This window comes from Kitasatospora sp. NBC_01560, from assembly GCF_045208415.1.
GTDB lineage: Bacteria > Actinomycetota > Actinomycetes > Streptomycetales > Streptomycetaceae > Kitasatospora.
In genome coordinates this window covers 9,178,900-9,202,649 of the sequence record NZ_CP109364.1, presented here as the reverse complement: position 1 = coordinate 9,202,649, position 23,750 = coordinate 9,178,900, and the positions used below count along the sequence as shown (strand labels likewise).

The following is a 23,750-nucleotide window of genomic DNA, read 5'->3' as shown; positions in this document are numbered from 1 at the left end:
GGGGGCAGGCCCGGCCGGCCCGTCGGCGGTCACGCCCAGGGCAGCGCCGCGCGATCCCGCCAGTACTCCTGCGCGGGCTCGGCCAGCGCGGCCAGCCCGGCGAGCTGCGCCGCGTCGGGCCGCAGCGCGGCGGCGGCGAGGTTGGACGCCAGCTGCTCCTCCGTCGCCGCGCCGGAGAGCACCACGTCCGCCCACGGCTGGGCGGCCACGGCCGCCAGGGCGACGGCGTCGCAGGTCGTACCCGCTCGGGCGGCGGCCGCCCGCAGTGCGGCGGTGTCCGGCCCGGTGGCGTTGCGGTCGGCGAGGCGGCCGTTGGCCATGCCCTCCTTCACCACCACCAGCCACCCCGCGTCGTGCGCGGCCGCCAGCGCCGGCCCGGCGGAGGGCTCCAGCAGGTTCCAGGTGGACTGCACCGCGGCGAACAGCGGCCGGCCGGCCACCTGCACCTCCAGGGCCGCCCGGACGGTGGCGGCCTGCGCCGGGCCGCTGGTCGACAGGCCGATCCGGACGCCCTCCGCGGCGAGGCCGGCGAGCCGCCCGTGCAGGGCGGGGTCGGTCAACGCCGGGCTGTCCGGCGTCACCGAGTGCACCAGGTACACGTCCGGGGCCCGGCCCAGCAGCGCCCTGCTCTCGGCGATCTGACGGTCGAAGACCTCCGCCGTGTGCTCCTTGACCTCGTGCACGGGCACCCCGGAGGTGCGCCAGCCGGCGGTGTAGGTGTAGCCCCACTTGCTGCCGACGGTCACCTCCGCGGCGGCCTCCGGCCGCGCGGCGAGCCACTCGGCGACGAACTCCTCGGCGCGGCCGTAGGACCGGGCCGTGTCGATGTAGCGGACCCCGGCCGCGTAGGCGGCGTCGAGCAGGTCGTGGGTGCGCCGGCGCAGCGCCTCGACGGTGCGCCCGGCCGGGAGGTCGAGGTCGCGCCCGAGCGTGATGTAGCCGGGCCGGCCGACGGCGGCGGTGCCCAGTCCGAACCGGGTGAGCGACGGCCGGGGTGTGGGTCCGGAGGCAGGTGCGGCCGGCATGGCGTGGTCCCTTCGACGTGGCGGTGCGCGGGTGCTCCGCACGCACCCGTCCGTACGCACCCTATCCAGCGCCCGTTCCGGGCCACCCGCCGTGACCGGCGGCGACGGCACGGACGGCCGGGGTCGGGCCGGGGCAGGCGGTGCCGGGGCGCGCGGTTTCCGGCGTTCTGCCGCTGGGCGGGTCCGAGTTCTGCCACCATCGGACTCACACCACGAGGGGTGGGCTTCACGAGGGGGTGGGGTGTGGGTTCCCAGCGCGCGTCCCTGGCCGGGCGGGCGTCCCGGATCCGGCGAGCGGCCGGCCCGGTGCCGGTGCTGCTCGCCCTGGTGCTGGCGGGCTGTTCGAGCGCCACCGGCGGGACGGCCGCGGACGGCAGCCCGGCGGGCGCCACCGGTACGGCGTCGGCCACCACCGCGAACGGCACCGCGACGGTCTCCACCTCGACGGCCTCGACGCCCTCGCCGACCGCGACGCCGGCGCCCACCGCCACCTGCTACGACACCGCGATGGTCGGGGACTCCACCGCCGCCCGGTTCCTGACCCGGCTGCTCGGCCCCGAGCGGCCCATCTCCCCCGGCATCGTGATGGATCTGGACGGTCTGCACCTCAAGACGACCAACAGCGAGCGCACCTGCGGGCCCGTCACGCTCCGGATCACCCGGTTCACCGTGCGGATCGCCGGTGCCGGGCCCGCCACCGCGACCCACTCGGTCTACGACTACCGCCCGCTGGACAGCATCACCGTGACGCTGGGCCCGGCCGACGGCCTCGCCCCGAACAGCGCGCCGCCGGCGCCCTCGGCGTGCACGGCGGTGCTCTCGGTGGCGCACCTGGGCGATCCGGTCAAGGACTCCCAGCTCCCGAAGACGCTCCCGCTGGGGGCGTCGGACCCGGCGCCGACCAAGCCGTACGCCATAACCGTCAAGGTCCAGGGCGACACCGTGGTGGCCGCCGGGCTGGTCGTGCCGCCCACCATCAACGGCTGCTGACCCCCCGATCCCCGCGATCCCCGCCCGCTCCCGGCCCGCCCGACGGCCCGGCGGCGCGGTCGGAACCGGAGAACCGGCAATGCCCGGTCGCCTTTTTGCGTGATACCACCGAACAGTTGCAGTGCCGCTCCGGCCGGGCCGACGGACCGTGCGGCCGTGCGGCCGTGCACGCACGGAAGCGGGGCGGGCACCCGAAGGCACCCCGCCCCCTCGCACCCGGCGCCCGGACGCCCCGTCAGTCGCGCTCGCGCGGCGGCGCGGTGGACCCGCGCACCACCAGCTCCGGCTCGAAGAGCAGCTCGTCATGGGTGACCCTGACGCCGCCGATCTCGCCGACCAGCAGCTCCACCACCGCGCGGCCCATGGCGTCGATCGGCTGCCGCACCGTGGTCAGCGGCGGATCGGTGCACATCATGAACGACGAGTCGTCGTACCCGACCACCGAGACGTCGTCGGGCACCGTGAGCCCGGCCCGGCGGACGGCGCGGACGGCGCCGAGGGCCAGCGGATCGCTGGCGCAGACCACTCCGGTGACGCCCCGGCGCAGCAGCCGGGTGGTCGCGGCCTGGCCGCCCTCCAGGGAGAACAGGGCCCGCTCGACGCAGTCCTCGCCCAGCTCCAGGCCGAGCCGGCCGGCGACCGCCCGGGCCGCCGCGAGCTTGCGCTGCGAGGGCACGTGATCGGCCGGGCCGAGCACCAGCCCGACCCTGCGGTGGCCCAACTGCCGCAGGTGGCCGAGGGCGTGCTCGACCGCCACCGCGTCGTCGCAGGAGACCCGCGGGAAGTCGAGGTCGTCGATCGCGGCGTTCAGCAGCACGGTCGGCAGGCTGCGCTCGGCCAGGCGCGCGTAGTGCCCGTGCGGCGCGTCGCCCTGCGCGTACAGACCGCCGAAGAACACGACACCGGACACCTGCTGCTCCAGCAACAGGTCGACGTAGTCCGACTCCGAGACCCCGCCGGCGGTCTGGATGCAGAGCACCGGGGTGAACCCGTGGCCGGCCAGCGCACCGCCGACCGCCTCCGCGAACGCCGGGAAGATCGGGTTCTGCAGTTCGGGGAGCACCAGACCGACCAGCCGGGCCCGCTCGCCCCTCAGCTGGGTGGGCCGCTCGTAGCCGAGCACGTCGAGGGCGGTCAGCACCGCGGCCCTGGTCGCCTCGGAGACGCCGGGCTTGTCGTTGAGCACGCGGCTGACCGTCGCCTCACTCACCCCGACCTTCTTGGCCACCTCGGCAAGTCGTCGTGTCATGGCGGAGAGCTTACGCCAGGCACGCAAGCGGCTTGCGCGTACTTGCAAACCCATGTCGTTCCCGAACAGTGGCCGATCGTTCCGCGATCCGTCATCACCCACTGGCTTTACCCGGCCTTTGCCGTCCTCTACAGTGCTGTAGAGATTCAGCCGGCCCTGCCCGGCCCGGCCACAAGTCCCGTGCCGTCGGGGAACGGCGACCTTCCGTCACCCCGATCCGGGCGGCCCGCCCGACAACCCGCGCCGGGACCTTCCGGCAACCCGCGCCCGCCGGGACAATGACGCAACGGCAACGCGCTCGCGACACGAAGAGAGCCCACATGAGCACCAACGATCCGTCGGGCCACGGCTACCCGACCGGCGGCCAGAACCCGTACGACCCGTCCAACCCCTACGGCCAGCAGCCGCCCCCCGGACAGCAGAGCCCCTACGGCCAGCAGCCGCCGTACGGTCAGCAGGCCCCGTACGGACAGCCCGACCCGTACGGGCAGAACCCGTACGGACAGCAGCCCCCGAGCGGCTACGGCGCTCCGCAGCAGCCCTACGCCCAGCAGCCGCAGGGCGGTTGGCCGCACTGGCTGGGCCAGCCCGACCCGTACGGCGGCGCGCCGATACCCGGCGCCCGCCGGATCGCGCCGATCGGCGAGCGGTTCGTGGCCCGGCTGATCGACGTGCTGGTGCTCATCGTCCCGAACATCGTGCTCTACATCGCCATCAACTCGTCGATCCTGTACTCGGTGGCGACGGCCGTGCTGGCGTTCGGCTACGAGGCCGTCATGCTGACCACCCAGGGCGGCCAGACGCTCGGCAAGAAGGCGATGCGGCTGCGCGTCGTCGACCTCGCCCACGGCGGGGCGCCGGCCGACAGCGGCTTCCTGACCCGCGCCGCCGTCTACGCGCTCCCCGGCGCCGTCTACTGCATCGGCTCGCTGTTCTCGCTCCTCAACGTGCTCTGGCCGCTCTGGGACAAGCCGCTCCAGCAGGCCCTGCACGACAAGGCCGCCAAGACGATGGTCGTCAAGGAGGGCTGACCGGGCACCGGGCGGCCCGCCCGCCGGCGCGCGGTGGCCCGGCCCGGAGCCCGGCCACCGGGCAGCCCCGGCGTGACCGGAGGCCGCCCGGCGGCGTTGGCCGGGCATGGTATCCACACCCCGCCCCTCGGCCGCCCGCCTGCTGGCCGCCCTCGCCCTCGCCGCCACCCTGTCCGGCGCCACCCCGGCACTGTCCGCCACCCCCGACCCTGCCGCCCCTGCCGCTCCGGCCGCACCGGCCGCACCGCCCGCACCGCCCGCCGCGAGCGCCGCCCCCGAGCCCGGCCCCGCCCCGGCCCCCGGGCCTGCCGCGTCGGCACTCTCCCTCACCGTCCACCCGGGCGAACCGACGGACGAGACCGCCGACCGCACCGTCACCCTCGGCTGCTACCCCGAGGTCCGCGGCACCCACCCCCGGCCGGACGAGGCCTGCGAGCTGCTGGAGCCGGTCGACGCCGACATCGACCGGCTGGACGCGGATCCGGGTCTGTGCACCCTGGAGTACGCGCCCGTCACGGCACGGGCCACCGGCACCTGGAAGGGGCAGCCGGTCACCTTCGCGTACACCTTCGGCAACCGCTGCGCCCTGCTGCGCCAGGCCGGCGCGCTCTTCGACTTCTGACCCGGCGGCCGGCCGGCTCCGGGGCGGGGTGGGTCGCCGGGCGGTCACGGCAGGCCGGATCGGCGGGCGGCGGCGATGATCGAAGGGTGGCGGCGGATCGGCCCCCGGCTGTCCGGGGGTGGGGGTTGCCACCGCCCCCGGTCAGGCAGGAGGACGGCGATGGGTCAGAAACAGTGGCATCCGGCCCCGCGCGCGACGCCCGCGGAACGCGCGGCGGCCGGGCGGGCGGCGCGCCGGACGGCACCCCGCTCCAGTCACGGCGAGTACCGGCCGGGCCCCGACCGGCCGGATCCGCTGGCGATCCTGGAGGCCCAGTCGGCGCTGCGGGTGCAGGAGCTGATCCCGATCCGCTACGGACGGATGTCGGAGTCCCCGTTCCGCTTCTACCGGGGCGCGGCCGCGATCATGGCCTCCGACCTCGCGGGCACTCCGGCCTCCGGCGTGCGGGTGCAGCTGTGCGGCGACGCCCACATGCTCAACTTCCGCCTGCTGGCCTCCCCGGAGCGCCGGCTGATGTTCGACATCAACGACTTCGACGAGACGCTGCCCGGCCCCTGGGAGTGGGACGTCAAGCGCCTGGCGGCCAGCCTGGTGATCGCGGCGCGGGCGAACGGCTACGACGACACCGTGCGCGCGGGCATCGTGCAGGCGGCGGTCCGCTCCTACCGGGAGGCGATGCGGCGGTTCGCCGGGATGGGCAACCTCGACGTCTGGTACGCCAGGATGGACGCCGACCGGATGCGGGAGCTGGCCGAGGGGCGGATCTCGCGGCGCGGCCGCCGGAGCCTGGACGAGGCGATGGTGAAGGCCCGCACCCGCGACAGCCTCCAGGTCTTCGGGAAGCTCACCGAGGTGGTGGACGGACAGGTCCGGATCGCCGCCGATCCGCCGCTGCTGACCCCGCTCACCGACGTGCTGCCCACGGTCGAGCGGACGGCGCTGATGACGCTCTTCCACGGGCTGGTGGAGCGCTACGGCAGCACCCTGTCCTCCGACCGCCGGGCGCTGCTCGCCGACTTCCGGCTGGTGGACGTGGCCCGCAAGGTGGTCGGCGTCGGCAGCGTCGGCACCCGCTGCTGGATCTTCCTGCTGCTCGGCCGGGACGGCCGGGACCCGCTCTTCCTCCAGGCCAAGGAGGCCGACACCTCCGTGCTCGCCGCGCACGTCGGCGCGAGCCAGTACGCCAACCAGGGCGAGCGGGTGGTGTCCGGCCAGCGGCTGATGCAGGCGGCCAGCGACATCTTCCTCGGGTGGGAGCGGGTCGAGGGCATCGACGGCCGGAACCGCGACTTCTACATCCGCCAGCTGCGCGACTGGAAGGGCATCGTGGTGCCCGAGGCGATGGTCCCGCGCGGCATGCGGGCGTTCGGCGAGCTGTGCGGGGCCACGCTGGCCCGGGCGCACGCGCGCTCCGGCGACCGCATCGCCATCGCGGCCTACCTGGGCGGCAAGGACGCCTTCGACCGGGCGCTGGTGCCGTTCGCCGAGGCGTACGCCGACCAGAACGAGCGCGACCACGCGGCCTTGCTGGCGGCCGTCCGCGCGGGCCGGCTGAAGGCCGCGGACACCACGGCCGAACAGGCCTGAGGACCACCGAACAGGCCTGAGCCCCACCAGACCGGCCTGAGCCCCGCCGGGCCGCCGCGCCGCCCACCGCCCCCGCGGTGGGCGGCGCGGCGGCTCCGGCGCGACGGCGCTCTTCCCTTCCCGGGCCCGGACCTCGTCCAATAGGGGTTGCTGTCGCCAGTCCATCCGCGAAGGAGCCCGCGTGCGCAGGAACAGCTCGGTCACCGCCGTTCTCTTGGCTGTCATGTCCATGGCTTTACTGGCCGGGGCCCCGGCCGGCGCCGCCCCCGGCGGACCGCCGCCGCACGGGCAGCGGGTCGAGGTGTTCGCCGAGGACGGCGGCATCTCCCGGGCCGACGTCTCCCCCGCCTCCCCGTACCTCGCCGACCGGCCGGCCGCCCTCGCGGGCGACGGCGCCGTCACCCCGATCGCCGGCGACGGCACCATCGCCACCAAGCTGGACGTGGTGGTGATCGGCGACGGCTACACCGCCGGCGAGCAGGAGAAGTTCCGCGCCGACGCCGCCGCCAAGTGGGCGGAGATCAGCGCCGTGGAGCCGTACGCCACCTATCGCGGGCTGTTCAACGTCTGGGCCGTCCAGGCCGTCTCCGCCCAGTCGGGCATCACCGGCGACCCCGACCGGAGCACCGTGCGGGACACCGCGCTCGGCTCGTACTTCTGGTGCGACGACATCGAGCGGCTGCTCTGCGTGGACGTCAAGGCCGTCGAGCGCTACGCCGCCAAGGCCCCGCAGGCCGACCTCGTCCTGGTCGTCGCCAACACCGCCAAGTACGGCGGCGCCGGGTACAACGACGTGAGCTCCCCGCTCGGCTACGAGGGCATCGCCACGGTGGCCGGCGGCAACAGCAGGTCCGGCCAGATCGCCGTGCACGAGACCGGCCACTCGCTGGGCAAGCTCGCCGACGAGTACTTCTACGACGGCCAGGGCGGCTACGTGGGCGAGGAGCCCGCCGAGGCCAACATCAGCACGCTGACCGCCGACCGGATGGGCGCCGGGCGGGCGAAGTGGTACCGCTGGCTCGGCCGGACGTCGCCGGACGGCGGGACGGTCGGCGCCTACCTCGGCGGGGGCTACTACCCCGAGGGCCTGCTGCGGCCGACCGAGAACTCGATCATGCGCTCGCTCGGACGGGAGTTCAACCTCCCCGGCCGGGAGGCGATGATCGCCGGCTTCTACCGCCACGCCACGCCCCTGACCAGCAGCGTCCCGGCCGGCCGGCCGCTCGACCCGTCCGGCCGGATCACCGTCGAGCTGCCCGTCCCCGGCACCACGCTGCGCTGGTACGCCGACGGGCGCGAACTGGTGGGCCTGCGCGGTCGCACCACCGTCGCGCTCGACGCCGTGGACCTCGCGGCGCCCGCACTTGCCGCGCCCGCACTGGCCGCCCCCGCACTGGCCGCGCCCGCCGCCGGAACCGGCCCGGTCGCCGCCCCGCGCGGCATCGGCCACCGGCTGACCGCCGTCGCGGCGGATCCGACCCCGGCCGTCGTCGACCCCGCCCTTCGCCCCGCCCTCACCGGCACGCTCTCCTGGTGGGTGATCGGCTGACCGCCGGTCGCTCCGGGGCCCGTGGGAACGCGCCGGGCCGCCCGGACGCCGCGCTGTGCGGAGTCCGGGCGGCCCGCCCGTCACCCGGCGGGACGGGCGGGTTCGGGCTCCGGCTCCGGGGCAGGCACCGGCTCCGGCTCCGCGCTCGGCACCGCGGCGGCCGGCCCGGCCGGCGCACGCCCGCCCGCCCGGATCGCGGCGACACCGGCGGTGATCACGCAGAGCACACCGAGGATCCCGACGGGCCCGGGCAGCTGCCCGAGGACGACGGCCCCGATCACCAGGGCGATCACCGGTTCGAGGCTCATCAGGGTGCCGAACGCGGCGGCCGTGAGCCGCCGCAGGGCGAGGAGTTCCAGGCTGAACGGGAGCAGCGGCGCGAGGACGGCCAGCAGCAGCCCGGTGAACGCGACGGACGGCGTCAGGGCACCGATCGCGGCGGGGCCCACGAAGGCCGTGGTGACGAGCGCGGCGGTCGGCAGCGAGACGGCCAGCCCCTTGAGGCCCTCGACCTGGTCGCCGGCGCGTTGGGTGAGCAGGATGTAGCCGGCCCAGCACGCGCCGGCGGCCAGCGCCAGCGCGACGCCGACCGGGTCCGTGCCGCCCCGCCAGGGTTCGGTGAGCAGGACGACACCGGCCGCGGCCAGCAGGCTCCAGCGCAGCAGCCCGGCGCGGCGCCCCGCGTACAGGGCGAGGCCGAGCGGGCCGAGGAACTCCAGGGCGCTCGCCGTCCCCAGCGGGATGCGGGCGACGGCCAGCATGAAGAGGCTCATCATGCCCGCGGTGACCACGCCCAGGACCAGACAGGCCCGCAACCCGCTGCGGGTGAAGTCGGCCCGCCGCGGCCGGGCCAGGACGAGGAGGACGAGCCCGGCCCAGACCATCCGCAGCCAGGCGGCGGTGACCGGGCCGACCCGGTCGAACTGGTCCGCGGCCAGCGCGAGGCCGGCCTGGACGGAGGTCATCGAGGCGAGCGTCATCGCGGCGCCGGCGCCGGCCCGGGAGCCGCCGGGCCCGGCCACGGCGTGGTCGTGGGTGGTCATGTCGATCAGTAGACCGCCGGGCCACCGTTGCCGTCCACGTGCCATTTCTGGACAGTCCGTTCGGACATCCTGAACGATGGGCCCATGGACACCCGCCGCCTCGCCCTGCTCTGCGAACTGTCGCGCCTCGGCTCCATGCGCGCGGTCGCGGAGAACCTCCACGTGACGACCTCGACCGTCTCCCAGCAGATCGCCGCGCTGGCGAAGGAGGTCGGCCAGGTGCTGGTGGAGCCCGACGGTCGCGGAGTGCGGCTCACCCCGGCGGGGCGCCGGCTCGTCGAGCACGGGGCGGGGATCCTGGCGGCGGTCGAACGGGCGCGGATCGACCTGAGTGCGCAGGCGCGGCCGAACGGCACGGTGCGGGTGGCGGGGTACGGGACGGCGGTGCGCGACCACCTGCTCCCCCTGGTCGTCCGGCTCGGCGAGGAGCACCCGGCGGTGCGGCTGCTGATCAGCGAGCACGAGCCCCCGGAGGCGCGGCAACTGCTGGCGGACGACGCCGTGGACCTCGCGCTCACCTACGACTACAACCTCGCACCGGCCCCGCCCGACCGGTCGGTGGAGGCGGCGGCGCTGTGGACCGGCCGCTGCGGCCTGGCGGTGCCGGCCGGCCTGGACGTGCCGGCGGGCGGGGCCGCCGAGGTCTTCGCGGCCTGCGCGGGGCTGGACTGGATCGTCAACTCCCGCAACACCGCGGACGAGACGGTGGTGCGGACGCTCTCCTCGATGGCCGGCTTCACCCCGCAGGTCACCCACCGTGCCGACAGTCTGGACCTGGTGCAGCACATGGTCGCCGCCGGGCTGGGGGTGGCGCTGCTGCCGGCCGCCCACACCCTCGTCCCCGGCGTCCGCCGGGTGCCGCTGGACAACCCGCCGACCGTGCTGCGCGCCTACGCGGTGGCGCGGCACGGCCGGCTGCGGTGGCCGGCCCTCGCCCTCGTCCGCGGCCTGCTGCAGGAGCGGGCCGGCCGGGCCGCCGGGCCGCCGCCCTGACACCGCGGCGGCCCGGCCCACTGCCTCAGCGGGCCCGGTGGCCGTACCGGAAGAGCGGGTCGCGGGTGTCGAAGGGGACGTCCTCGCGGGCGGCCCCGACGGCGGCGTCGGACCGCGGCAGGTCGAACGGGAGCGAGCCGGTCATCGGGGCGCGGCCGAGCACGGCGTCCAGGACGACGTCGTCCGCGGCGCCGAACTCGCCGACCAGCAGCGCCGCGTGCGGGGCCAGCGGGGTCAGCACCGCGGGCCGCTCCAGCTGGGCCACGAAGGCGGTGGGCAGTGCGGCGGCCAGCGCGGCCAGCCGGGCCGCCTCCGCGGGGGCGAACTCCAGCGAGCCGGAGTGGAAGTGCTGCTCCAGCAGACCCTCGCGCGCCTCGTACGGCGTGGCCAGGCGGACGACGGCCGCGTCGGCGTCCTCGGGGCGGTCGACGACGGTGCCGTGGCGGGCGGCGACGGCCGCGTCCACCCCCTCCACGTACAGCCGGGTGCCGGTGAGCGGCCGCCCGGCGAGGTGGACCAGCGAGCGTCGCTGGAGCGTGCGGCCCAGCTCCCGCCCGTCCGGGGTGCCGACCAGCCCGGCAGCCGCGTCGGCGTCCACGTACGGGTCGTCGAAGAGGCCGAGGCGGAACTTGTCGCGCAGGATGCGGCGCACCGAGGCGTCGATCCGCGCCTCGTCCACCGCGCCGGAGCGGACGGCCTCCAGGACCAGCCCGGGGTCGGTCTCGCCGCCGAGCTGGTCGGCGCCCGCGTCGATGGTGAGCGCCACCTGCTCGGGCACCGTGAGCTGCTCGACGCCCCAGTGCCGCGGGGGCAGCGAGACCACACCGGGCACCTCCATGCCGGTGATGGCGTTGAAGTCGGTGCACACGACGCCGTCGAAGCCGTACCGCCCGCGCAGCAGGCCGGTGATGACGTCGCGGTTGAAGTTGGCGCCGACCTCGGCGAGCCCGGCGCCGGAGGGGATCGCGTAGGCGGGCATGATCTGGGCCGTGCCCGCGGCGAAGGCGGCCTCGAACGGGCGCAGGTGCTGCTCGAACGCGCCGCCGGGGTAGACCAGCCGGCGGCCGGCCGCGAAGTGCGAGTCCTCGCCGCCGGCCTGCGGGCCGCCGCCGGGGAAGTGCTTGGTCATGCAGGCGACGCTGTCCGGGCCGATCCGCTCGCCCTGGAGGCCGCGGATGTAGGCGGCGATCATCCGGGCGGCGCGCTCCGGGTCCTCGCCGAAGGTGCCGCTGATCCGGGCCCAGCGGGGTTCGGTGGCGAGGTCGGCCATCGGGTGGATGGCGAGGCGGATGCCGACGGCGCGCAGCTCCCGGCCGATCAGCGCGGCGTACTCCTCGACCAGGGCCGGGTCGTCGGTGGCGGCCAGACCGATCGGCTCGGGGCCGGTGGAGAAGCCGCCGCCGGTGTGGGCGGTGGCGGGGTTGGCGGTGAAGCCGTGGCGGGGGTCGGAGGCGAGGGTGACGGGGATGCCGAGCCGGCCCGCGGCGGCGAGGTCCTGCACGTGGTTGTTCCACCGGGCCATGGTGCGGGCGTCGGGGACGGCCATCATGGCGAAGGCGGTGAGGCCGCGTTCGGTGATCAGCCCGGCGCCCGAGGGGAACGGGCCCTGGTCGCCCGGGAGCATCCGGCCGTGGCACATCAGGGCGGCCTTCTCGGCGAGGGTCATCCGGCCGAGCAGGTCCTCGACGCGCTCCGCGACGGGCAGCCGGCGGTCCTCGTAGGGCTCCATGGTGCCGTTGTGGTTGAGGTCGCGGAACGGCGTGCCGTCGTGGTGCCGGAGCAGGGTCAGCACGCGGCACCACCGGCGGCGGGGGCGGCAACGACGGTGGCGGCAGCAGTGGCGGGGGCGGCGGCCTTGGCGCGGAAGGCCTCGACCGTCGCGGCGTCCACCCCGCAGTGGGCGAGGAAGGCCTCGGTGCCGCCGTGCCGGGTGGCGACGAGCTCCAGGAAGGCCGCCATCGCCCCGGCGGGGGCCTCCAGCAGCGGGGCGGGCACCTTCAGCGCGCCGGACGCGTAGTCGTTCAGGGCGGCGCGGTTGCGCTCGGCGAGACCGGCGAAGATCTGCGGCAGCGCGTCGGTGGTGCGGGCGTAGTCCGCGACGATCTCCTCGGCGGGGACGCCGAGCAGGTCGAGCAACAGGGCGGTGAGCAGCCCGGTGCGGTCCTTGCCGGCGGCACAGTGCAGCAGGACGCCGCCGGGCCGGGCGGCGGCCTCCACGGCGAGCGCGACGGCGCCGGGGGCGGACTCGGCCATCAGCAGGTAGAAGGCGCCGAGGTCGGCGGCGGTGGTCATCTCCCGCATGGACGCCTCCAGGGCCGCGCTGGTCGGGTCGATCCGGGCGGCGACGACCTCGACGCCGGCGGCCTGCGCCTCGGCCCAGTCGGCGGGCTCGCTCTCGGCGGCACCGCGCAGGTCGACGACGGTGCGGATGCCGGCGGCTGTCAGCAGCTCGACGACCGCCGGGCCGGCGGCCGGGAAGGGCTGGGCGGAGCGGTGGAGCACGCCGGCCCGGACCCAGCGGCCCTCGGGGTCGGCGAGGGCGGCGGGGTCGCGGTAGTTGACGAGGGTCATGCGGGTGGTCCTTTCGGAGGGGCTGTCGGCCGGAACGGCTGGACATCTAGACATCTAGATGTCTTCACAGCGAGATGTCTAACGGTCGGAGGGGCTCCGGGGCAAGCCACGGGGCGGTGAACTCCCGGGCAACCCGGGGTGCCCGCCGCACGGCCGGCCGCGCACGGGCGGCGGGCCGTCGGGCACCGGCCCCTGGCGCCGCGGCCGAGTCCGTAGGATCTGGCGCGTGGCAACGCACCGAAGCGAGACCCCGCTGTACCGCCGGCTGGCCCGGCAACTCCAGGAGCGCATCGACACCGGGGCGTACCCGGCGGGCGTCCGGCTGCCCAGCGAGCCCGAGCTCGCCGCCGAGTTCGGCGTCAACCGGCTGACCGTCCGGCAGGCCGTGGCCGAGCTGGAGCGGGCGGCCGTCCTGGAGATCCGCCGCGGCGTGGGCACCTTCGTCCGCACCCCGGCCGTCCGGGTGTCGATCACCGTCGACCCGCGCAGCCAGCGGATCGACCTGGGCAGCGTGCACACCTCACTGCCGATCGGCGGACCGCCGGCGGCCGGCGGCGGCGCGTCCGCCGGCGCCGGGGAGGACGGCGCCGGGAGAGGCAGCTCCGGGGAGGACGGCGCCGGGAAGGACGGCGAGTTCGTGGTCGCCACCCCGCCGCCGTCGGCCGGCTCGGCCGAGGACGAGGAGGCCGCCCGGCAGCTCGGCCGGCCGGCCGGCGAACTGGCCCGGGTGGACACCGTGATCCGGCTCGGCGGCCGGCCCCGGGTCGCCACCAGCTACTGGGTGCCGGGCGGCCCGCTGCCCGCCGCGCTGGTCCGGCCGGGCCGGGCCGGCAACATGGTGCCCGACCTCGCCCGGGCCGCCGGCGTGGAGCTGGAGTACGACTGGCGCTCGTTCGGCGCGATCGGCGCGGACCTCGCCGACGCGGAGCTGCTCGGCCTTCCGGTCGGCACCCCGCTGCTGCTCCGCGAGGGCGTGAGCTGCACCCCGGACGGCACCCCGGCGCTCTACCTCCGGCGCCGGATCGACGGCAGCAGCGCGCGGTTCGTCCTGCACTACCGGGACGCCTGAGGCTCCGCGCCCGCCACGAACACCTCCCGGAACGCCGCCACCCAGGCCTCCAGCGGCTCGCCCGGGCCGCCGATCATGACGTGCCGCCGGATCATCCCGCTGAGCGCCGCCCCGAGCGTGTGCGGGCGCAGGTCGGTCTCCGGGTCCACGCCGAGCCGCCGCCCGGCGACCACCACCGTCTGCTGGATGATGGCGTCGATCTGGATCACCGCGAAGTCGTGCACCGACCGGATGCCGATGAAGCGCCGGCGCAGCTCCCGCCGCCGGGCGGTGTGCTCGGCGGGCTCGTCCAGCCCCCCGTCGGTGACCTCGACGGCGTGCTGGAAGGCCGCCCAGAGGCCCAGCGAGGGAGGCGCGGCGGCGAAGGCCTCCAGGATGACGGCGCCGAAGTCCAGCCCGAAGAGGATCGCCTCCTTGCACGCGTAGTAGCGGAAGAAGGTCCGGTGGGCGACGTCCGCGCGCCGGCAGATCTGCTCCACCGTGGTGCGCTCGAAGCCCTGTTCCTCGAACAGGTCGAGCCCCGCCGTCCGGATGGCCTGCCGGGTGCGCAACCGCTTGCGGTCGCGCAGCCCGATCCCGGCCGCGGTGTCCGTCCCTTGCCCCTGCATTCGCGCCCGCTCCTCGCTGCACCCGCCTCCGGGTGCGTCAACTGCCTTCTCGCGTAAGCCTTCACCCGTACGCAATCACGCCTGATGGGGGCCGCTCAAGGCGCGCGCGAGATCGTCGACAGGCCGTCATGTGAAGTTTGCACAACTGCCTTTTGGCAGTCGTGCCACTTCAGAAAGGGTGGTTCCCGGCGGCGGTCCGGAGCCGGATCCGCCCGCCGACACCCCCAGCGAACCTCCCCGAACCGGGGCGACCGCCCGCGGCAGGACCAGCCGCGGGGCGCGCCCGAGGAAGCACCGAGGAATCATGAAGCGACACCAGCACGTCGTGGCGGCCGTGGCCTGCGCGGCCGCCCTCACCCTCACCGCCGGCGGCTGCTCGGCCTCCGACGACGCGGTCTCAGGCGGCGGACCGGCCGCCGCACCCGCGAGCGACGGCCCGGCCGTCGACGGCGGCACCCTGCGGATCGGCCTGGACCGTCCCTTCGCCAAGCTCGACCCGGCCGACTCCGGCCTCACCTCGATGCCGCTGATGATCCTGGCCAACGCGCTCTACGACCCGCTGATGACCAACGGCGACGACGGCGCCGTCCAGCCCTACCTGGCGAAGGCGTTCACCCCCAGCGCCGACGCCACCGGCTGGACGCTCGACCTGCGCGAGGGCGTCACCTTCGGCGACGGCAAGCCGCTCGACGCACAGGCCGTGGTCGACCACGTCAACCGGCTCGCCAGGCCCGAGAGCAAGTGCGCCTGCGCCGCCGACGCCGCCACCATCTCCGCCATGACGGTGAACTCGCCCACCTCCGTCGGCTTCACCCTGAAGGCGCCCGACGCGGCCTTCCCCAACCTCTTCACCCGCTCGCTCGGCTACGTCGCCGAGGCGCCCGCCGCCGCGGACGCCCCCGCCGTCGGCTCCGGCCCCTACACGGTCGAGAGCGTGCAGCCCGGCGTCTCCGTCACCCTCACCCGCAACCCCTCCTACTGGGGCGCCAAGGGCCACGCCGACAAGCTCGTCTACAAGGTGCTGCCCGACGCCGACAGCCGCTACCAGTCGCTGCGCTCCGGCGACGCCGACCTGGTCTGGACCGAGACCCCCGCGCAGTTCAAGCAGGCCGCCGGAGACGGGCTGCGCGCCGCCACCGGACCCGGCTCCACCTCCACCGTGCTGTTCAACACCAAGGCCGCGCCCTTCGACGACCCGAAGGTGCGCAAGGCCCTCCAGTACGCGGTGGACCGCGAGGCCGTCGAGAAGGTCGTCTACCTCGGCCAGGGCAAGGTCGCCGACGGCCCGATCGGCTCCGCCTCCCCCTACCGGGGCGACACCGCCCACCCCGCGCACGACGCCGCCCGGGCCCGCGCCCTGCTCGCCGAGGCCGGCCACCCCGACCTCGCCTTCGAGTACCTCGTCGACAGCCGGCCCGAGGGCCAGCAGCGCGCCACCGTGCTCCAGCAGATGTTCGCCGAGGCCGGCGTCCGGATGACCATCAAGCCGCTCGACCCGGCGAGCCTGGGCACCGCGATGTACCAGCGCCAGTTCCAGGTGATGGACTTCGTCACCAGCCTCTTCGGCGACACCGACACCGCGCTCACCAGCCTCTTCGCCCCCGGGGCGCCCTACAACTTCACCGGCTGGAACAACCCGGCCGCCGGGCGGGCCGTCACCACCGGGCGCGCAACGCTCGACCGGGCCGCGCGGGCCGCCGCGTACCAGGAGGCCGCCCGGGCGGTCGTCGAGGACGCGCCGATGCTCTTCCTGACGGAGAACAGGGTCGGCCTGCTCGCCTCCGCCAAGGTCGCCGGACTGCCCGACGTCTCCCGCCGGACGGTCGTCGGCGTCTCCCCGGCCGGCCTGTGGGTGAAGAAGTGACACCCCGGACCCTGCGCCTCGCCGGCCGGGCCGGGCAGGCCGGACGGGCCGCCGCCGTCCTCCTGCTGGTCACCGTCGCCGCACTCGCACTGCCGCACGTGCTGCCCGGCTCCCCCGCGCTCGCCGCCCTCGGCCCCACCGCCACTCCCGAACAGGTCGCCGCCTACGACGCGGAGCTCGGCCTGGACCGGAACGTCCTCACCGCCACCTGGCACTGGATCGGCGCCGCCCTGCACGGCGACCTCGGCCACTCGCTCGCCACCGGCGCCGCCGTCACCGCCGAACTCGCCGACCGCATCCCCGTCACCCTCGAACTCTTCGTCACCGCCCAGTTGGTGGCTCTCGGCGTGGCCCTGCCGGTGGCCCTGTGGTCCGCCTGGCGGCCCGGCGGCGCCGTGGACCGGATCGCCACCGCCGGGGCCTTCGTCTGGCTCGCCGTACCCGGCTTCGTGCTCGGCCTGCTGCTGATCTGGATCGCCGCCGTCCAGCTGCGGATCCTGCCCGCCACCGGCTGGACGGCGTTCACCGACGACCCGCTGGACAACCTCCGCCACCTGGTGCTGCCCGCCCTCACCCTCGGCCTCACCGAGGCCGCCGTCTTCACCCGCACCCTGCGCAGCCAGCTCCTCGACACCCTCGACCAGCCGTACATCGCCGCCGCGCGCAGCCGGGGCATGGGCACCGTGCGCCTGCTGCTGTGCCGGGCGCTGCGCCCGTCCTCGCTGCCGCTGGTCACCCTGGTCGGGATCGGCGTCGGGACGTCGCTCGGCGGCTCGGTGCTGGTCGAGTCGCTGTTCGCGGTGCCCGGCGTCGGCAGCCTCGCCGCCGGGGCCATCAACGGCCGCGACTTCCCGGTGGTCCAGGCGGTGGTGGTGGTCAGCGCCGTCGCCGTGGTGGCGGCCACCTTCGCGGTGGACCTGCTGTACCGCACGATCGACCCGAGGATCGCCCATGAGCACCGCTGAACCCGCCACCGACGCCGGGGCCGCCCCGCAGACCCGCCCGGGGCCGGTGCCGGTGCGGCCCGCCGCCGCGCCGCGCGCCCCGTGGCGGCGCCCGCCGGCCGGGGTGGTGGCCGCCGGCGGCTGGCTGGCCGCCGTCGCGCTCGCCGCCCTGCTGCTCCCGCTGCTGCCCGGGTTCGACCCGCTGCACGGCGACTTCGCCCACCCCTCCGCCGCGCCCGGCCCCGGCCACTGGCTGGGCACCGACGCCGCCGGGCGCGACGTCCTCCAGCGCACCGTCGCCGGGGCCCGTGCCTCCTTCGCCGTCGCCGGGCTCACCATCGCCGTCGGCCTGCTCGGCGGCGGGGCGCTCGGGGTCGCCGCCGGCTGGTTCCGCGGCCCGACGGACAAGGCCATCGGCTTCGCCACCGACCTGCTGATGTCCGTGCCCACCCTGATCCTGGTGATGATCGTGGTCGCCCTGCGCGGCCCCGGGCTGACCGTGATCGGCACGCTGATCGGCGTGTTCACGGTGCCGCACTTCACCCGCGTGGTGCGCGCCGTGGTCCTCTCGCTCAGCGAGCGCGGCTTCGTCCAGGCCGCCCGGATGATCGGCACCGCGCCGCTGCGGATCCTGCGCCGCGAGGTCGTGCCGCACGTCGCGCCCACGGCGCTGACCTTCGCGTTCACCGCCACCACCGTCGCCATCGTCGCGGAGGGCTCGCTCAGCTTCCTCGGCTTCGGGCTCCGCCCGCCGGCCCCGTCCTGGGGCGGCATCATCGCCGAGGGCCGGACCACCCTCGGCAGCGCCCCGTGGATCTCGCTCGCCCCCGCCGCGGTGCTCTGCCTGACCGTCCTCGCCCTCAACTACCTCGGCGAGCAGCTCCGTTCGAAGGGAAGCCGGACATGACCGCCGCCCCGCAGGCCGCTCCGGCGGCGGGCCACCGCGCCGAGCCGCACCACCGCACCGACGGCGGCCGCGCTGCCGCACCGGTCCTGGAGGTCCGCTCGCTCGACGTCACCCTGCACACCCCCGGCGGCCGGGCCCTGCACGTCCTGCACGGCGTCGGCCTCGCCATCGACGCCGGTGAGTGCCTCGGCGTGGTCGGCGAGTCCGGCTCCGGCAAGTCCGTGCTCGCCCGGACCGTCCTCGGCGTCCACCCGCGCACCACCCGGGTCACCGCCGGCGGACAGGTGCTGCTCAACGGCGAGGACCTGCTCACCGCCGCCCCCACCCGGCGCGCCGAACTGCTCGGCACCGGCGTCGCCATGGTCCACCAGGACCCGATGACCTCGCTCAACCCGGTCGTCCGGATCGCCGATCAGGTCACCGAGGCGCTCACCGCCCGGCGCCGGCTCTCCCGCCGGGCCCGCCGGGAGACCGCCGCCGCCCTGCTCGCCGCCGTCGACGTCCCCGACCCGGCCCGGCGCGCCCGCGCGTACCCGCACGAGCTCTCCGGCGGCCTGCGCCAGCGCGTCGGCATCGCCGCCGCACTGGCCGGCTCGCCCGCCCTGCTGCTCGCCGACGAACCCACCACCGCGCTCGACGTGACCGTCCAGCGCACCGTCCTCGACCTGCTCGACCGCCATCGCGAGGAGCGCGGCCTCGCCACCCTCCTGATCACCCACGACATCGGCCTGCTCTACGGGCGGGCCCGGCGGATCGCCGTCATGTACGGCGGGCGGATCGTCGAGACCGGCCCGACCGGGGCCGTCACCGAGTACCCCGCCCACCCCTACACCGCCGCACTGCTCCGCTCGGTGCCGCGCGTCACCGGACCGCTGCGGCGCACCCTGCCCGCCGTCCCCGGCTCCCCGCCGGACCTCTCGCTGCCGATCCCCGGCTGCCCTTTCGCGCCGCGGTGCGAGCGTGCGGAGCCGGTCTGCACGGCCGAGGCGCCGCCCGTCCACCGGGCCGGTCCCGGCCGGACGGCCTCCTGCCACTTCCCGCTCACTCCGCCACACCCGTCGCCGCACCCGTTGGAGAAGACCGTGACCACCGCGGAGAACGCCGCATGACCGCCGTCCTGCGGGCCACCGGGCTCTCCGTGGTCCACCACACCCGCTCCAGCCCGCTGCACGCCGTCAGCGGTGTCGACCTGACGCTCCACGAACGCCGGACCCCCGCCCTGGTCGGCGAGTCCGGCTCCGGCAAGAGCAGCATCGCCAAGGCGCTGCTCCGGCTCCCTCCGCCCACCACCGGCACCGTCACCCTGGACGGCACCGACCTCGCGGCGCTCACCCCGCGTGCGCTGCGGGCCCTGCGCCCCAGGATGCAGATGGTCTTCCAGGACCCGGTCTCCTCCCTCAACCCGCGCCGCGCCGTCCGCGACCTCGTCGCCGAGCCGCTGGACGCCCACCCGGACGGCGCCCGTGACCGCGCCGAGGTGGTGGAGCGGCAGTTGGACGCCGTCGGCCTGCCGGTCGGGCTGTTCGGCGACCGCCTCCCCGGCCGGCTCTCCGGCGGCCAGGCCCAGCGGGTCGCCATCGCCCGCGCGCTCGCGGCCGAGCCCCGCGTCCTGATCGCCGACGAGGCCGTCTCCGCGCTCGACGTCTCCGCCCAGGCCACCGTGCTCAACCTGCTGCGCCGGCTCACCGAGGAGCGCGGCCTCGCCGGCCTGTTCATCTCGCACGACCTCGGCGTGGTGCGGGCGGTGAGCGACGACATCGCGGTGCTCCAGCTGGGCCGGCTCTGCGAGCGCGGCCCGACCGAGCAGGTGCTCGCCGCCCCCGCCCACCCGTACACCGCCGCCCTCCTCGCCGCCGTCCCCGAGCCGGGCCGGCCGCTCGGTGCCACCGGTCTGCTCCCCGCCGACCCGCCGTCCCCGCTCGACCCGCCGTCGGGCTGCCGGTTCCGCACCCGCTGCCCGCTCGCCGACGCCCGCTGCGCCGAGGAGGCTCCCGTCCTGCGCGAGCTCACCCCCGGCCGGTCGGTCGCCTGCCACCGGCCGCTGCCGCACTGACCCGGCGGCCTGCTCGGAATTGCCACGGCCGACGGCCGGGACCACCCCGGGTGCCCGGTCGGCCCGGGTGCCCGGTCGGCCCGTGGTAATTCCGAGCAGGCCCGCGCCAGCCGCGATATAACATGTCACATGCTATCCATGGGACGGGTCGTGCTCCGCGCACGCCAGGACACCGACATCGCCACCCTGCACACCGAGCTGTACGACGACGTGGCGACGCGCTCGCGCGCCGACTCCCGCCCGTGGCGGCCGCTCGCCGCGACGCCGGCCGAATCGCCCTACCGCGTGCCCGCCGACGCCGACGACGCGGCCTTCTTCTCCGTCGTCGACGCCGGATCGGGCGAACTCGCCGGCGAGGCCCTGCTCTGGGGCATCGACACCCACAACCGCACCGCCCACCTCGGCCTCGCGCTGCTCCCGGCCTTCCGTGGCCGCGGGCTGGCCGGCGACGCCGTCACCGTCCTCTGCCGCTACGGCTTCACCGTCCGGGGGCTGCACCGGCTCCAGGTGGACACGCTCGCCGACAACCGCCCGATGACCGCCGCCGCCACCCGGGCCGGGTTCGTCCTGGAGGGCACCCTGCGCCGCTCCGCCTGGACGTGCGGCAGCTACTCCGACGAGGTCGTGCTCGGCCTGCTCGCCGAGGAGTGGACGGACCCGGCCCGGCCCGCGGCGGCCGGCGGCTGACCGACGCCCCACCGGCCGGCGGCCCGCACCGGCCGGCCGGTGACGCGGTGCGCCGGGCGCGGCGGGCAGGCTCTAGGATCGGCCGAATGCTTCCCGTTGCCGTACACGACCGGTCCGCCCTCGCCGCCCTGCTCCGCCGGGATCCCGCCCTGCACGCCTACGAACTGGGCGATCTCGACGACTTCTTCTGGCCCTGGACGACCTGGTACCGCCTCGGCGACAGTCTCGCACTCGTCTACCACGGCGCCGGGCTGCCGACGCTGCTCGCCTTCGAACAGCCCGAACACCTCGGCGGGCTGCGGGAGTTGCTCGACGGCCTGCGCGACCTGCTGCCCCGCCGCCTCTACGCCCTCGTCACCGAGGGCGCCGAGGACCTGCTCACCTCCCTCCCGGACGCGGCATCGCGCGGGCTCTACCTCCGGATGGCCCTGACCGACCGGGGCCGGCTGCACGCCCAGGAGCCGCAGGGCGAACCGCTCTCCACCGCCGACCTCGCCGACCTGCGCGCCCTGTACGAGGCGGCCTACCCGGAGAACTGGTTCGACCCGCGGATGCTCGAAACCGGCCAGTACGTCGGTGTGCGGGAGAAGGGCGAGCTGGTCGCCGTCGCGGGCGTGCACGTCTGGTCGCCCGAGCACCGGATCGCCGCGCTGGGCAACATCACGACCCATCCGCGCATCCGTGGCCGGGGCGTCGGCCGGGCGGTCGTCGCGGCCCTCTGTCACCGGCTGCTCGGCACGGTCGACCACATCGCGCTCAACGTCAAGGCGGACAACACCGCTGCCGTCGCGCTCTACACGGCGCTCGGCTTCGAGGCCGTCGGCCGGTACCACGAGGTCTCCGTCGGCCGCTGACCCGCCCGGCGCCGCCACCCCGCCACCGCGCCGTTCGCCCCTGGTCCGGGCGCCCTCCGGGAGAGCCCCGGCCGGCGATCGGACTAGGACACGATCCGTCCTACTTCGCTCCTACTGTGGTTCTCGGCAAGGGAACAGGAACGACGAAGGCGGACATCATGACCGACAGCACCCTCACGGCCACCACCGGACCGACCCCCCGGGTGCAGGCCACCGGCGAGCGCGCCGACCTGCTGGTGATGCTGCAGACGCACCGCCACCACCTGCGCTTCACCACCCGGGACTTGACGGACGAGCAGGCCGGGCTCCGCACCACCGTCAGCGAGCTGTGCGTGGGCGGGCTGATCAAGCACGTCTCGGCGGTCGAGCGCGGCTGGGTGGACTTCATCCTGGAGGGCCCGTCCGCGATGACCGACTTCGCGGACATGACGGAGGCCGACTTCGCCCGTCGGACCGCCGAGTTCAGGATGCTGCCCGGCGAGACGCTGGCCGGCGTGCTCGCCGAGTACGCGGAGACGGCCCGCCGGACGGACGAGCTGGTCGCCACCCTGCCCGACCTGGACGCCGCGCACCCGCTGCCGAAGGCGCCCTGGTTCGAGCCGGGTGCGCACTGGTCGGCCCGGCGGGCGCTGCTGCACGTCGTCGCCGAGACGGCACAGCACAGTGGCCACGCCGACATCATCCGCGAGGCCCTGGACGGCGCCAAGAGCATGGGCTGACGCGTCCCGCCGCGCCCCGTTTCCGCCCCCGTGACCGTCCGCGCCCGCCCACCGGGGCACGGGCGGGCGCGGACGGAGCACCGGGGAGGATCAGGGGCACGTCCCGGGGTGGTCCCGGGCCGGGCGGGGGCGGATCAGGGGCACTGCTTCCAGGCCAGGTGGTAGACGGTGTTGATGCTGCCGTCGGTGGAGTCCATGGTCATGAAGCTGGTGGTCCGGGTCGGGTCCGAGGTGCCGGCGCTGACCCGGAGTTCGGTGTTGATGTTGAAGTTGCGGAGCTCCCCGCAGGGTGCCCAGACCAGGGCGGCGACCTCCACGGTGTCGGTGGCCTGCCAGCTGTTGTCGAGCAGTCCGGCGAACTGGTGGGTGCGCGAGGAGGTCTGCGGGGAGCCCTGGAAGTAGTAGCTGGCCTTCTGGAGCGCGCTCGCCCCCTTCTCCAGGCGCGCGTACCCGCGGTAGTCGGCGGAGGCGATGGCGTAGGTGAAGCCCTGCGGCACGTGGACGTTCAGGTTCAGCTGACAGTTCTTGCGGAAGTCGGTGGGCCTGGAGCCGACCCCGACCTGCGCGATGTAGTCGCTGTAGGTCACCGTGAAGGCGGTGTTGTCCGGGGAGACGGCGATGGCGGCCGTCCCGGCCGGGCAGCCGGATCCGTTGACGGTGGCCACATTGATGACGATCTTGTCCGGCGGCGGCGTCGTCCACCCGGTGCCGGCGGCGACGCCGGCGAGCGGAGTGGCGAGCAGCACGGCGGCTGCACCGCCGACGGCCAGGATGCGTGCGGTCACGGGCATGCCCTTCCCTCGCCCGCCGGTTCCCGTCAGCACCCCCACGTGCCGACCTCGGCGGGTTGTCGCGTACATGTCAGCATTGCCGGGCATTCGGCGTCCAGGGGGAGCAGCGGGGCGCATCCCCGCGCGTCGGCGTGAACGCACCGGCGCGGGCCGCTGCGTTCACGCCCCCGGCACGACTCACCCGTCGCCGTCGCGCCGCCGGCCGGGGCGGCGCGACGGGGGCCGGCGACGGTCGCCCTGCCAGGTCGTGTAGAGGCTGACGCCGATGGTGGCGATCACGCCGACCTGTGCGCCGGCGAGCAGGAAGAGCAGGGCCGCCGCCGCCAACAGGGCGAGGAGGGCGGCGAGATCGGTCATGCGCTCACGCAGCCGGCCGGGCTGCGGCCGCGGGCTGCGCCGCGGCGTGGGAGTCGGGTCGCTCATGACACCCATGGAAGGGCCCGGGGTGCCCGGGCACCCAGCCGCTCGGACGGATCCGCACGGAGCCGGACCCCACCGGACGCCCGGAGCACGGGCCGAGCACCGTTCCGGACAACGTCGGACACTCCCGGACAGCGCCGGGACCGGCTCCGGCGCGGCTCCGACCCGGCCCCG

General features: G+C 75.7%; 23 protein-coding genes. 15 read left to right on the top strand and 8 right to left on the bottom strand.

What is annotated here, in order from left to right:
- Nucleotides 1-29 precede the first annotated feature (29 nt).
- Nucleotides 30-1,025, bottom strand: coding sequence for an aldo/keto reductase (locus tag OH807_RS39285; protein ID WP_406209651.1), 996 nt, complete (start codon nucleotides 1,023-1,025; stop codon nucleotides 30-32).
- Nucleotides 1,026-1,268: 243 nt separating this feature from the next.
- Between OH807_RS39285 and OH807_RS39280 the strand changes: the two genes are divergently transcribed.
- Nucleotides 1,269-2,015: a hypothetical protein gene (locus tag OH807_RS39280; RefSeq protein WP_406209649.1), complete on the top strand. Its 747-nt coding sequence runs from the start codon at nucleotides 1,269-1,271 to the stop codon at nucleotides 2,013-2,015.
- A 235-nt stretch (nucleotides 2,016-2,250) separates the two neighbouring features.
- Here OH807_RS39280 and OH807_RS39275 read toward each other — a convergent pair whose 3' ends face one another.
- Nucleotides 2,251-3,264, bottom strand: coding sequence for a LacI family DNA-binding transcriptional regulator (locus tag OH807_RS39275; RefSeq protein ID WP_406209646.1), 1,014 nt, complete (start codon nucleotides 3,262-3,264; stop codon nucleotides 2,251-2,253).
- A gap of 320 nt (nucleotides 3,265-3,584) precedes the next feature.
- On the opposite strand from OH807_RS39275, the gene OH807_RS39270 reads away from it, so the two are divergent.
- From OH807_RS39270 to OH807_RS39255, 4 genes are all read left to right on the top strand, one after another.
- Entirely contained in the window at nucleotides 3,585-4,295 is a 711-nt protein-coding gene (locus tag OH807_RS39270) for an RDD family protein (protein WP_406209644.1), read from the top strand.
- Between the two features lie 106 nt (nucleotides 4,296-4,401).
- Nucleotides 4,402-4,917 carry an SSI family serine proteinase inhibitor gene (locus tag OH807_RS39265; RefSeq protein WP_406209642.1) on the top strand — a complete coding sequence of 172 codons (516 nt, stop codon included), beginning with the start codon at nucleotides 4,402-4,404 and terminating at the stop codon, nucleotides 4,915-4,917.
- A gap of 159 nt (nucleotides 4,918-5,076) precedes the next feature.
- Nucleotides 5,077-6,504, top strand: coding sequence for a DUF2252 domain-containing protein (locus tag OH807_RS39260; RefSeq protein ID WP_406209639.1), 1,428 nt, complete (start codon nucleotides 5,077-5,079; stop codon nucleotides 6,502-6,504).
- A 181-nt stretch (nucleotides 6,505-6,685) separates the two neighbouring features.
- Nucleotides 6,686-8,053: a M64 family metallopeptidase gene (locus OH807_RS39255; RefSeq protein ID WP_406209636.1), complete on the top strand. Its 1,368-nt coding sequence runs from the start codon at nucleotides 6,686-6,688 to the stop codon at nucleotides 8,051-8,053.
- An 80-nt stretch (nucleotides 8,054-8,133) separates the two neighbouring features.
- Here the strand turns inward: OH807_RS39255 and OH807_RS39250 are convergent, their stop codons facing one another.
- Nucleotides 8,134-9,096 (bottom strand): EamA family transporter, encoded by a 963-nt coding sequence (locus OH807_RS39250; RefSeq protein WP_406209634.1) that lies wholly within the window; start codon nucleotides 9,094-9,096, stop codon nucleotides 8,134-8,136.
- Between the two features lie 84 nt (nucleotides 9,097-9,180).
- Between OH807_RS39250 and OH807_RS39245 the strand changes: the two genes are divergently transcribed.
- The gene (locus OH807_RS39245) at nucleotides 9,181-10,089 is read left to right on the top strand and encodes a LysR family transcriptional regulator (protein WP_406209631.1); all 909 of its coding nucleotides are present in this window, start codon (nucleotides 9,181-9,183) and stop codon (nucleotides 10,087-10,089) included.
- A gap of 25 nt (nucleotides 10,090-10,114) precedes the next feature.
- Here the strand turns inward: OH807_RS39245 and OH807_RS39240 are convergent, their stop codons facing one another.
- Together OH807_RS39240 and OH807_RS39235 are read right to left on the bottom strand one after the other, a co-directional pair.
- On the bottom strand, nucleotides 10,115-11,881 hold the full coding sequence (locus OH807_RS39240) for a glycoside hydrolase family 3 protein (protein WP_406209628.1): 1,767 nt from the start codon (nucleotides 11,879-11,881) through the stop codon (nucleotides 10,115-10,117).
- Nucleotides 11,875-12,660, bottom strand: coding sequence for a tyrosine-protein phosphatase (locus OH807_RS39235; RefSeq protein WP_406209624.1), 786 nt, complete (start codon nucleotides 12,658-12,660; stop codon nucleotides 11,875-11,877). Before OH807_RS39235 ends, OH807_RS39240 begins: the two co-directional genes overlap by 7 nt.
- 226 nt (nucleotides 12,661-12,886) lie before the next feature.
- Here OH807_RS39235 and OH807_RS39230 point away from each other — a divergent pair, with 226 nt between their 5' ends.
- Nucleotides 12,887-13,729, top strand: a complete 843-nt coding sequence (locus OH807_RS39230; protein ID WP_406209621.1) for a GntR family transcriptional regulator — start codon at nucleotides 12,887-12,889, stop codon at nucleotides 13,727-13,729.
- Here the strand turns inward: OH807_RS39230 and OH807_RS39225 are convergent.
- On the bottom strand, nucleotides 13,714-14,337 hold the full coding sequence (locus tag OH807_RS39225) for a TetR family transcriptional regulator (protein WP_406209619.1): 624 nt from the start codon (nucleotides 14,335-14,337) through the stop codon (nucleotides 13,714-13,716). The genes OH807_RS39230 and OH807_RS39225 overlap by 16 nt on opposite strands.
- A 304-nt stretch (nucleotides 14,338-14,641) precedes the next feature.
- Here OH807_RS39225 and OH807_RS39220 point away from each other — a divergent pair, with 304 nt between their 5' ends.
- From OH807_RS39220 to OH807_RS39185, 8 genes are all read left to right on the top strand, one after another.
- On the top strand, nucleotides 14,642-16,201 hold the full coding sequence (locus OH807_RS39220) for an ABC transporter substrate-binding protein (protein ID WP_406209617.1): 1,560 nt from the start codon (nucleotides 14,642-14,644) through the stop codon (nucleotides 16,199-16,201).
- Nucleotides 16,198-17,166, top strand: a complete 969-nt coding sequence (locus OH807_RS39215; RefSeq protein ID WP_406209614.1) for an ABC transporter permease — start codon at nucleotides 16,198-16,200, stop codon at nucleotides 17,164-17,166. Before OH807_RS39220 ends, OH807_RS39215 begins: the two co-directional genes overlap by 4 nt.
- Nucleotides 17,153-18,052: an ABC transporter permease gene (locus OH807_RS39210; RefSeq protein ID WP_406209612.1), complete on the top strand. Its 900-nt coding sequence runs from the start codon at nucleotides 17,153-17,155 to the stop codon at nucleotides 18,050-18,052. Before OH807_RS39215 ends, OH807_RS39210 begins: the two co-directional genes overlap by 14 nt.
- Nucleotides 18,049-19,161 carry an ABC transporter ATP-binding protein gene (locus tag OH807_RS39205; protein WP_406209610.1) on the top strand — a complete coding sequence of 371 codons (1,113 nt, stop codon included), beginning with the start codon at nucleotides 18,049-18,051 and terminating at the stop codon, nucleotides 19,159-19,161. The genes OH807_RS39210 and OH807_RS39205 overlap by 4 nt, the downstream gene beginning before the upstream one ends.
- Nucleotides 19,158-20,105, top strand: a complete 948-nt coding sequence (locus OH807_RS39200) for an ABC transporter ATP-binding protein (RefSeq protein WP_406209607.1) — start codon at nucleotides 19,158-19,160, stop codon at nucleotides 20,103-20,105. Before OH807_RS39205 ends, OH807_RS39200 begins: the two co-directional genes overlap by 4 nt.
- A 129-nt stretch (nucleotides 20,106-20,234) precedes the next feature.
- Entirely contained in the window at nucleotides 20,235-20,792 is a 558-nt protein-coding gene (locus tag OH807_RS39195; RefSeq protein ID WP_406209604.1) for a GNAT family N-acetyltransferase, read from the top strand.
- An 86-nt stretch (nucleotides 20,793-20,878) separates the two neighbouring features.
- Entirely contained in the window at nucleotides 20,879-21,646 is a 768-nt protein-coding gene (locus OH807_RS39190) for a GNAT family N-acetyltransferase (protein WP_406209601.1), read from the top strand.
- Nucleotides 21,647-21,804: 158 nt separating this feature from the next.
- Nucleotides 21,805-22,365 carry a DinB family protein gene (locus tag OH807_RS39185; protein WP_406209598.1) on the top strand — a complete coding sequence of 187 codons (561 nt, stop codon included), beginning with the start codon at nucleotides 21,805-21,807 and terminating at the stop codon, nucleotides 22,363-22,365.
- Nucleotides 22,366-22,499: 134 nt separating this feature from the next.
- Here OH807_RS39185 and OH807_RS39180 read toward each other — a convergent pair whose 3' ends face one another.
- Both OH807_RS39180 and OH807_RS39175 read right to left on the bottom strand, forming a co-directional pair.
- Complete coding sequence (locus OH807_RS39180; RefSeq protein WP_406209595.1) at nucleotides 22,500-23,150, bottom strand: DUF4360 domain-containing protein; 651 nt, start codon at nucleotides 23,148-23,150, stop codon at nucleotides 22,500-22,502.
- Between the two features lie 183 nt (nucleotides 23,151-23,333).
- Nucleotides 23,334-23,579, bottom strand: coding sequence for a hypothetical protein (locus OH807_RS39175; RefSeq protein ID WP_406209592.1), 246 nt, complete (start codon nucleotides 23,577-23,579; stop codon nucleotides 23,334-23,336).
- Nucleotides 23,580-23,750 lie beyond the last annotated feature (171 nt).

Excerpts from the sequence above, each read along its gene's own strand:
- OH807_RS39285 (WP_406209651.1), bottom strand. The coding sequence starts at position 1,025 with ATGCCGGCCGCACCTGCCTCCGGACCCACACCCCGGCCGTCGCTCACC.
- OH807_RS39275 (WP_406209646.1), bottom strand. The coding sequence starts at position 3,264 with ATGACACGACGACTTGCCGAGGTGGCCAAGAAGGTCGGGGTGAGTGAG.
- OH807_RS39270 (WP_406209644.1), top strand. The coding sequence starts at position 3,585 with ATGAGCACCAACGATCCGTCGGGCCACGGCTACCCGACCGGCGGCCAG.
- OH807_RS39265 (WP_406209642.1), top strand. The coding sequence starts at position 4,402 with ATGGTATCCACACCCCGCCCCTCGGCCGCCCGCCTGCTGGCCGCCCTC.
- OH807_RS39260 (WP_406209639.1), top strand. The coding sequence starts at position 5,077 with ATGGGTCAGAAACAGTGGCATCCGGCCCCGCGCGCGACGCCCGCGGAA.
- OH807_RS39250 (WP_406209634.1), bottom strand. The coding sequence starts at position 9,096 with ATGACCACCCACGACCACGCCGTGGCCGGGCCCGGCGGCTCCCGGGCC.
- OH807_RS39245 (WP_406209631.1), top strand. The coding sequence starts at position 9,181 with ATGGACACCCGCCGCCTCGCCCTGCTCTGCGAACTGTCGCGCCTCGGC.
- OH807_RS39235 (WP_406209624.1), bottom strand. The coding sequence starts at position 12,660 with ATGACCCTCGTCAACTACCGCGACCCCGCCGCCCTCGCCGACCCCGAG.
- OH807_RS39225 (WP_406209619.1), bottom strand. The coding sequence starts at position 14,337 with ATGCAGGGGCAAGGGACGGACACCGCGGCCGGGATCGGGCTGCGCGAC.
- OH807_RS39220 (WP_406209617.1), top strand. The coding sequence starts at position 14,642 with ATGAAGCGACACCAGCACGTCGTGGCGGCCGTGGCCTGCGCGGCCGCC.
- OH807_RS39210 (WP_406209612.1), top strand. The coding sequence starts at position 17,153 with ATGAGCACCGCTGAACCCGCCACCGACGCCGGGGCCGCCCCGCAGACC.
- OH807_RS39205 (WP_406209610.1), top strand. The coding sequence starts at position 18,049 with ATGACCGCCGCCCCGCAGGCCGCTCCGGCGGCGGGCCACCGCGCCGAG.
- OH807_RS39200 (WP_406209607.1), top strand. The coding sequence starts at position 19,158 with ATGACCGCCGTCCTGCGGGCCACCGGGCTCTCCGTGGTCCACCACACC.
- OH807_RS39195 (WP_406209604.1), top strand. The coding sequence starts at position 20,235 with ATGCTATCCATGGGACGGGTCGTGCTCCGCGCACGCCAGGACACCGAC.
- OH807_RS39190 (WP_406209601.1), top strand. The coding sequence starts at position 20,879 with ATGCTTCCCGTTGCCGTACACGACCGGTCCGCCCTCGCCGCCCTGCTC.
- OH807_RS39185 (WP_406209598.1), top strand. The coding sequence starts at position 21,805 with ATGACCGACAGCACCCTCACGGCCACCACCGGACCGACCCCCCGGGTG.
- OH807_RS39175 (WP_406209592.1), bottom strand. The coding sequence starts at position 23,579 with ATGAGCGACCCGACTCCCACGCCGCGGCGCAGCCCGCGGCCGCAGCCC.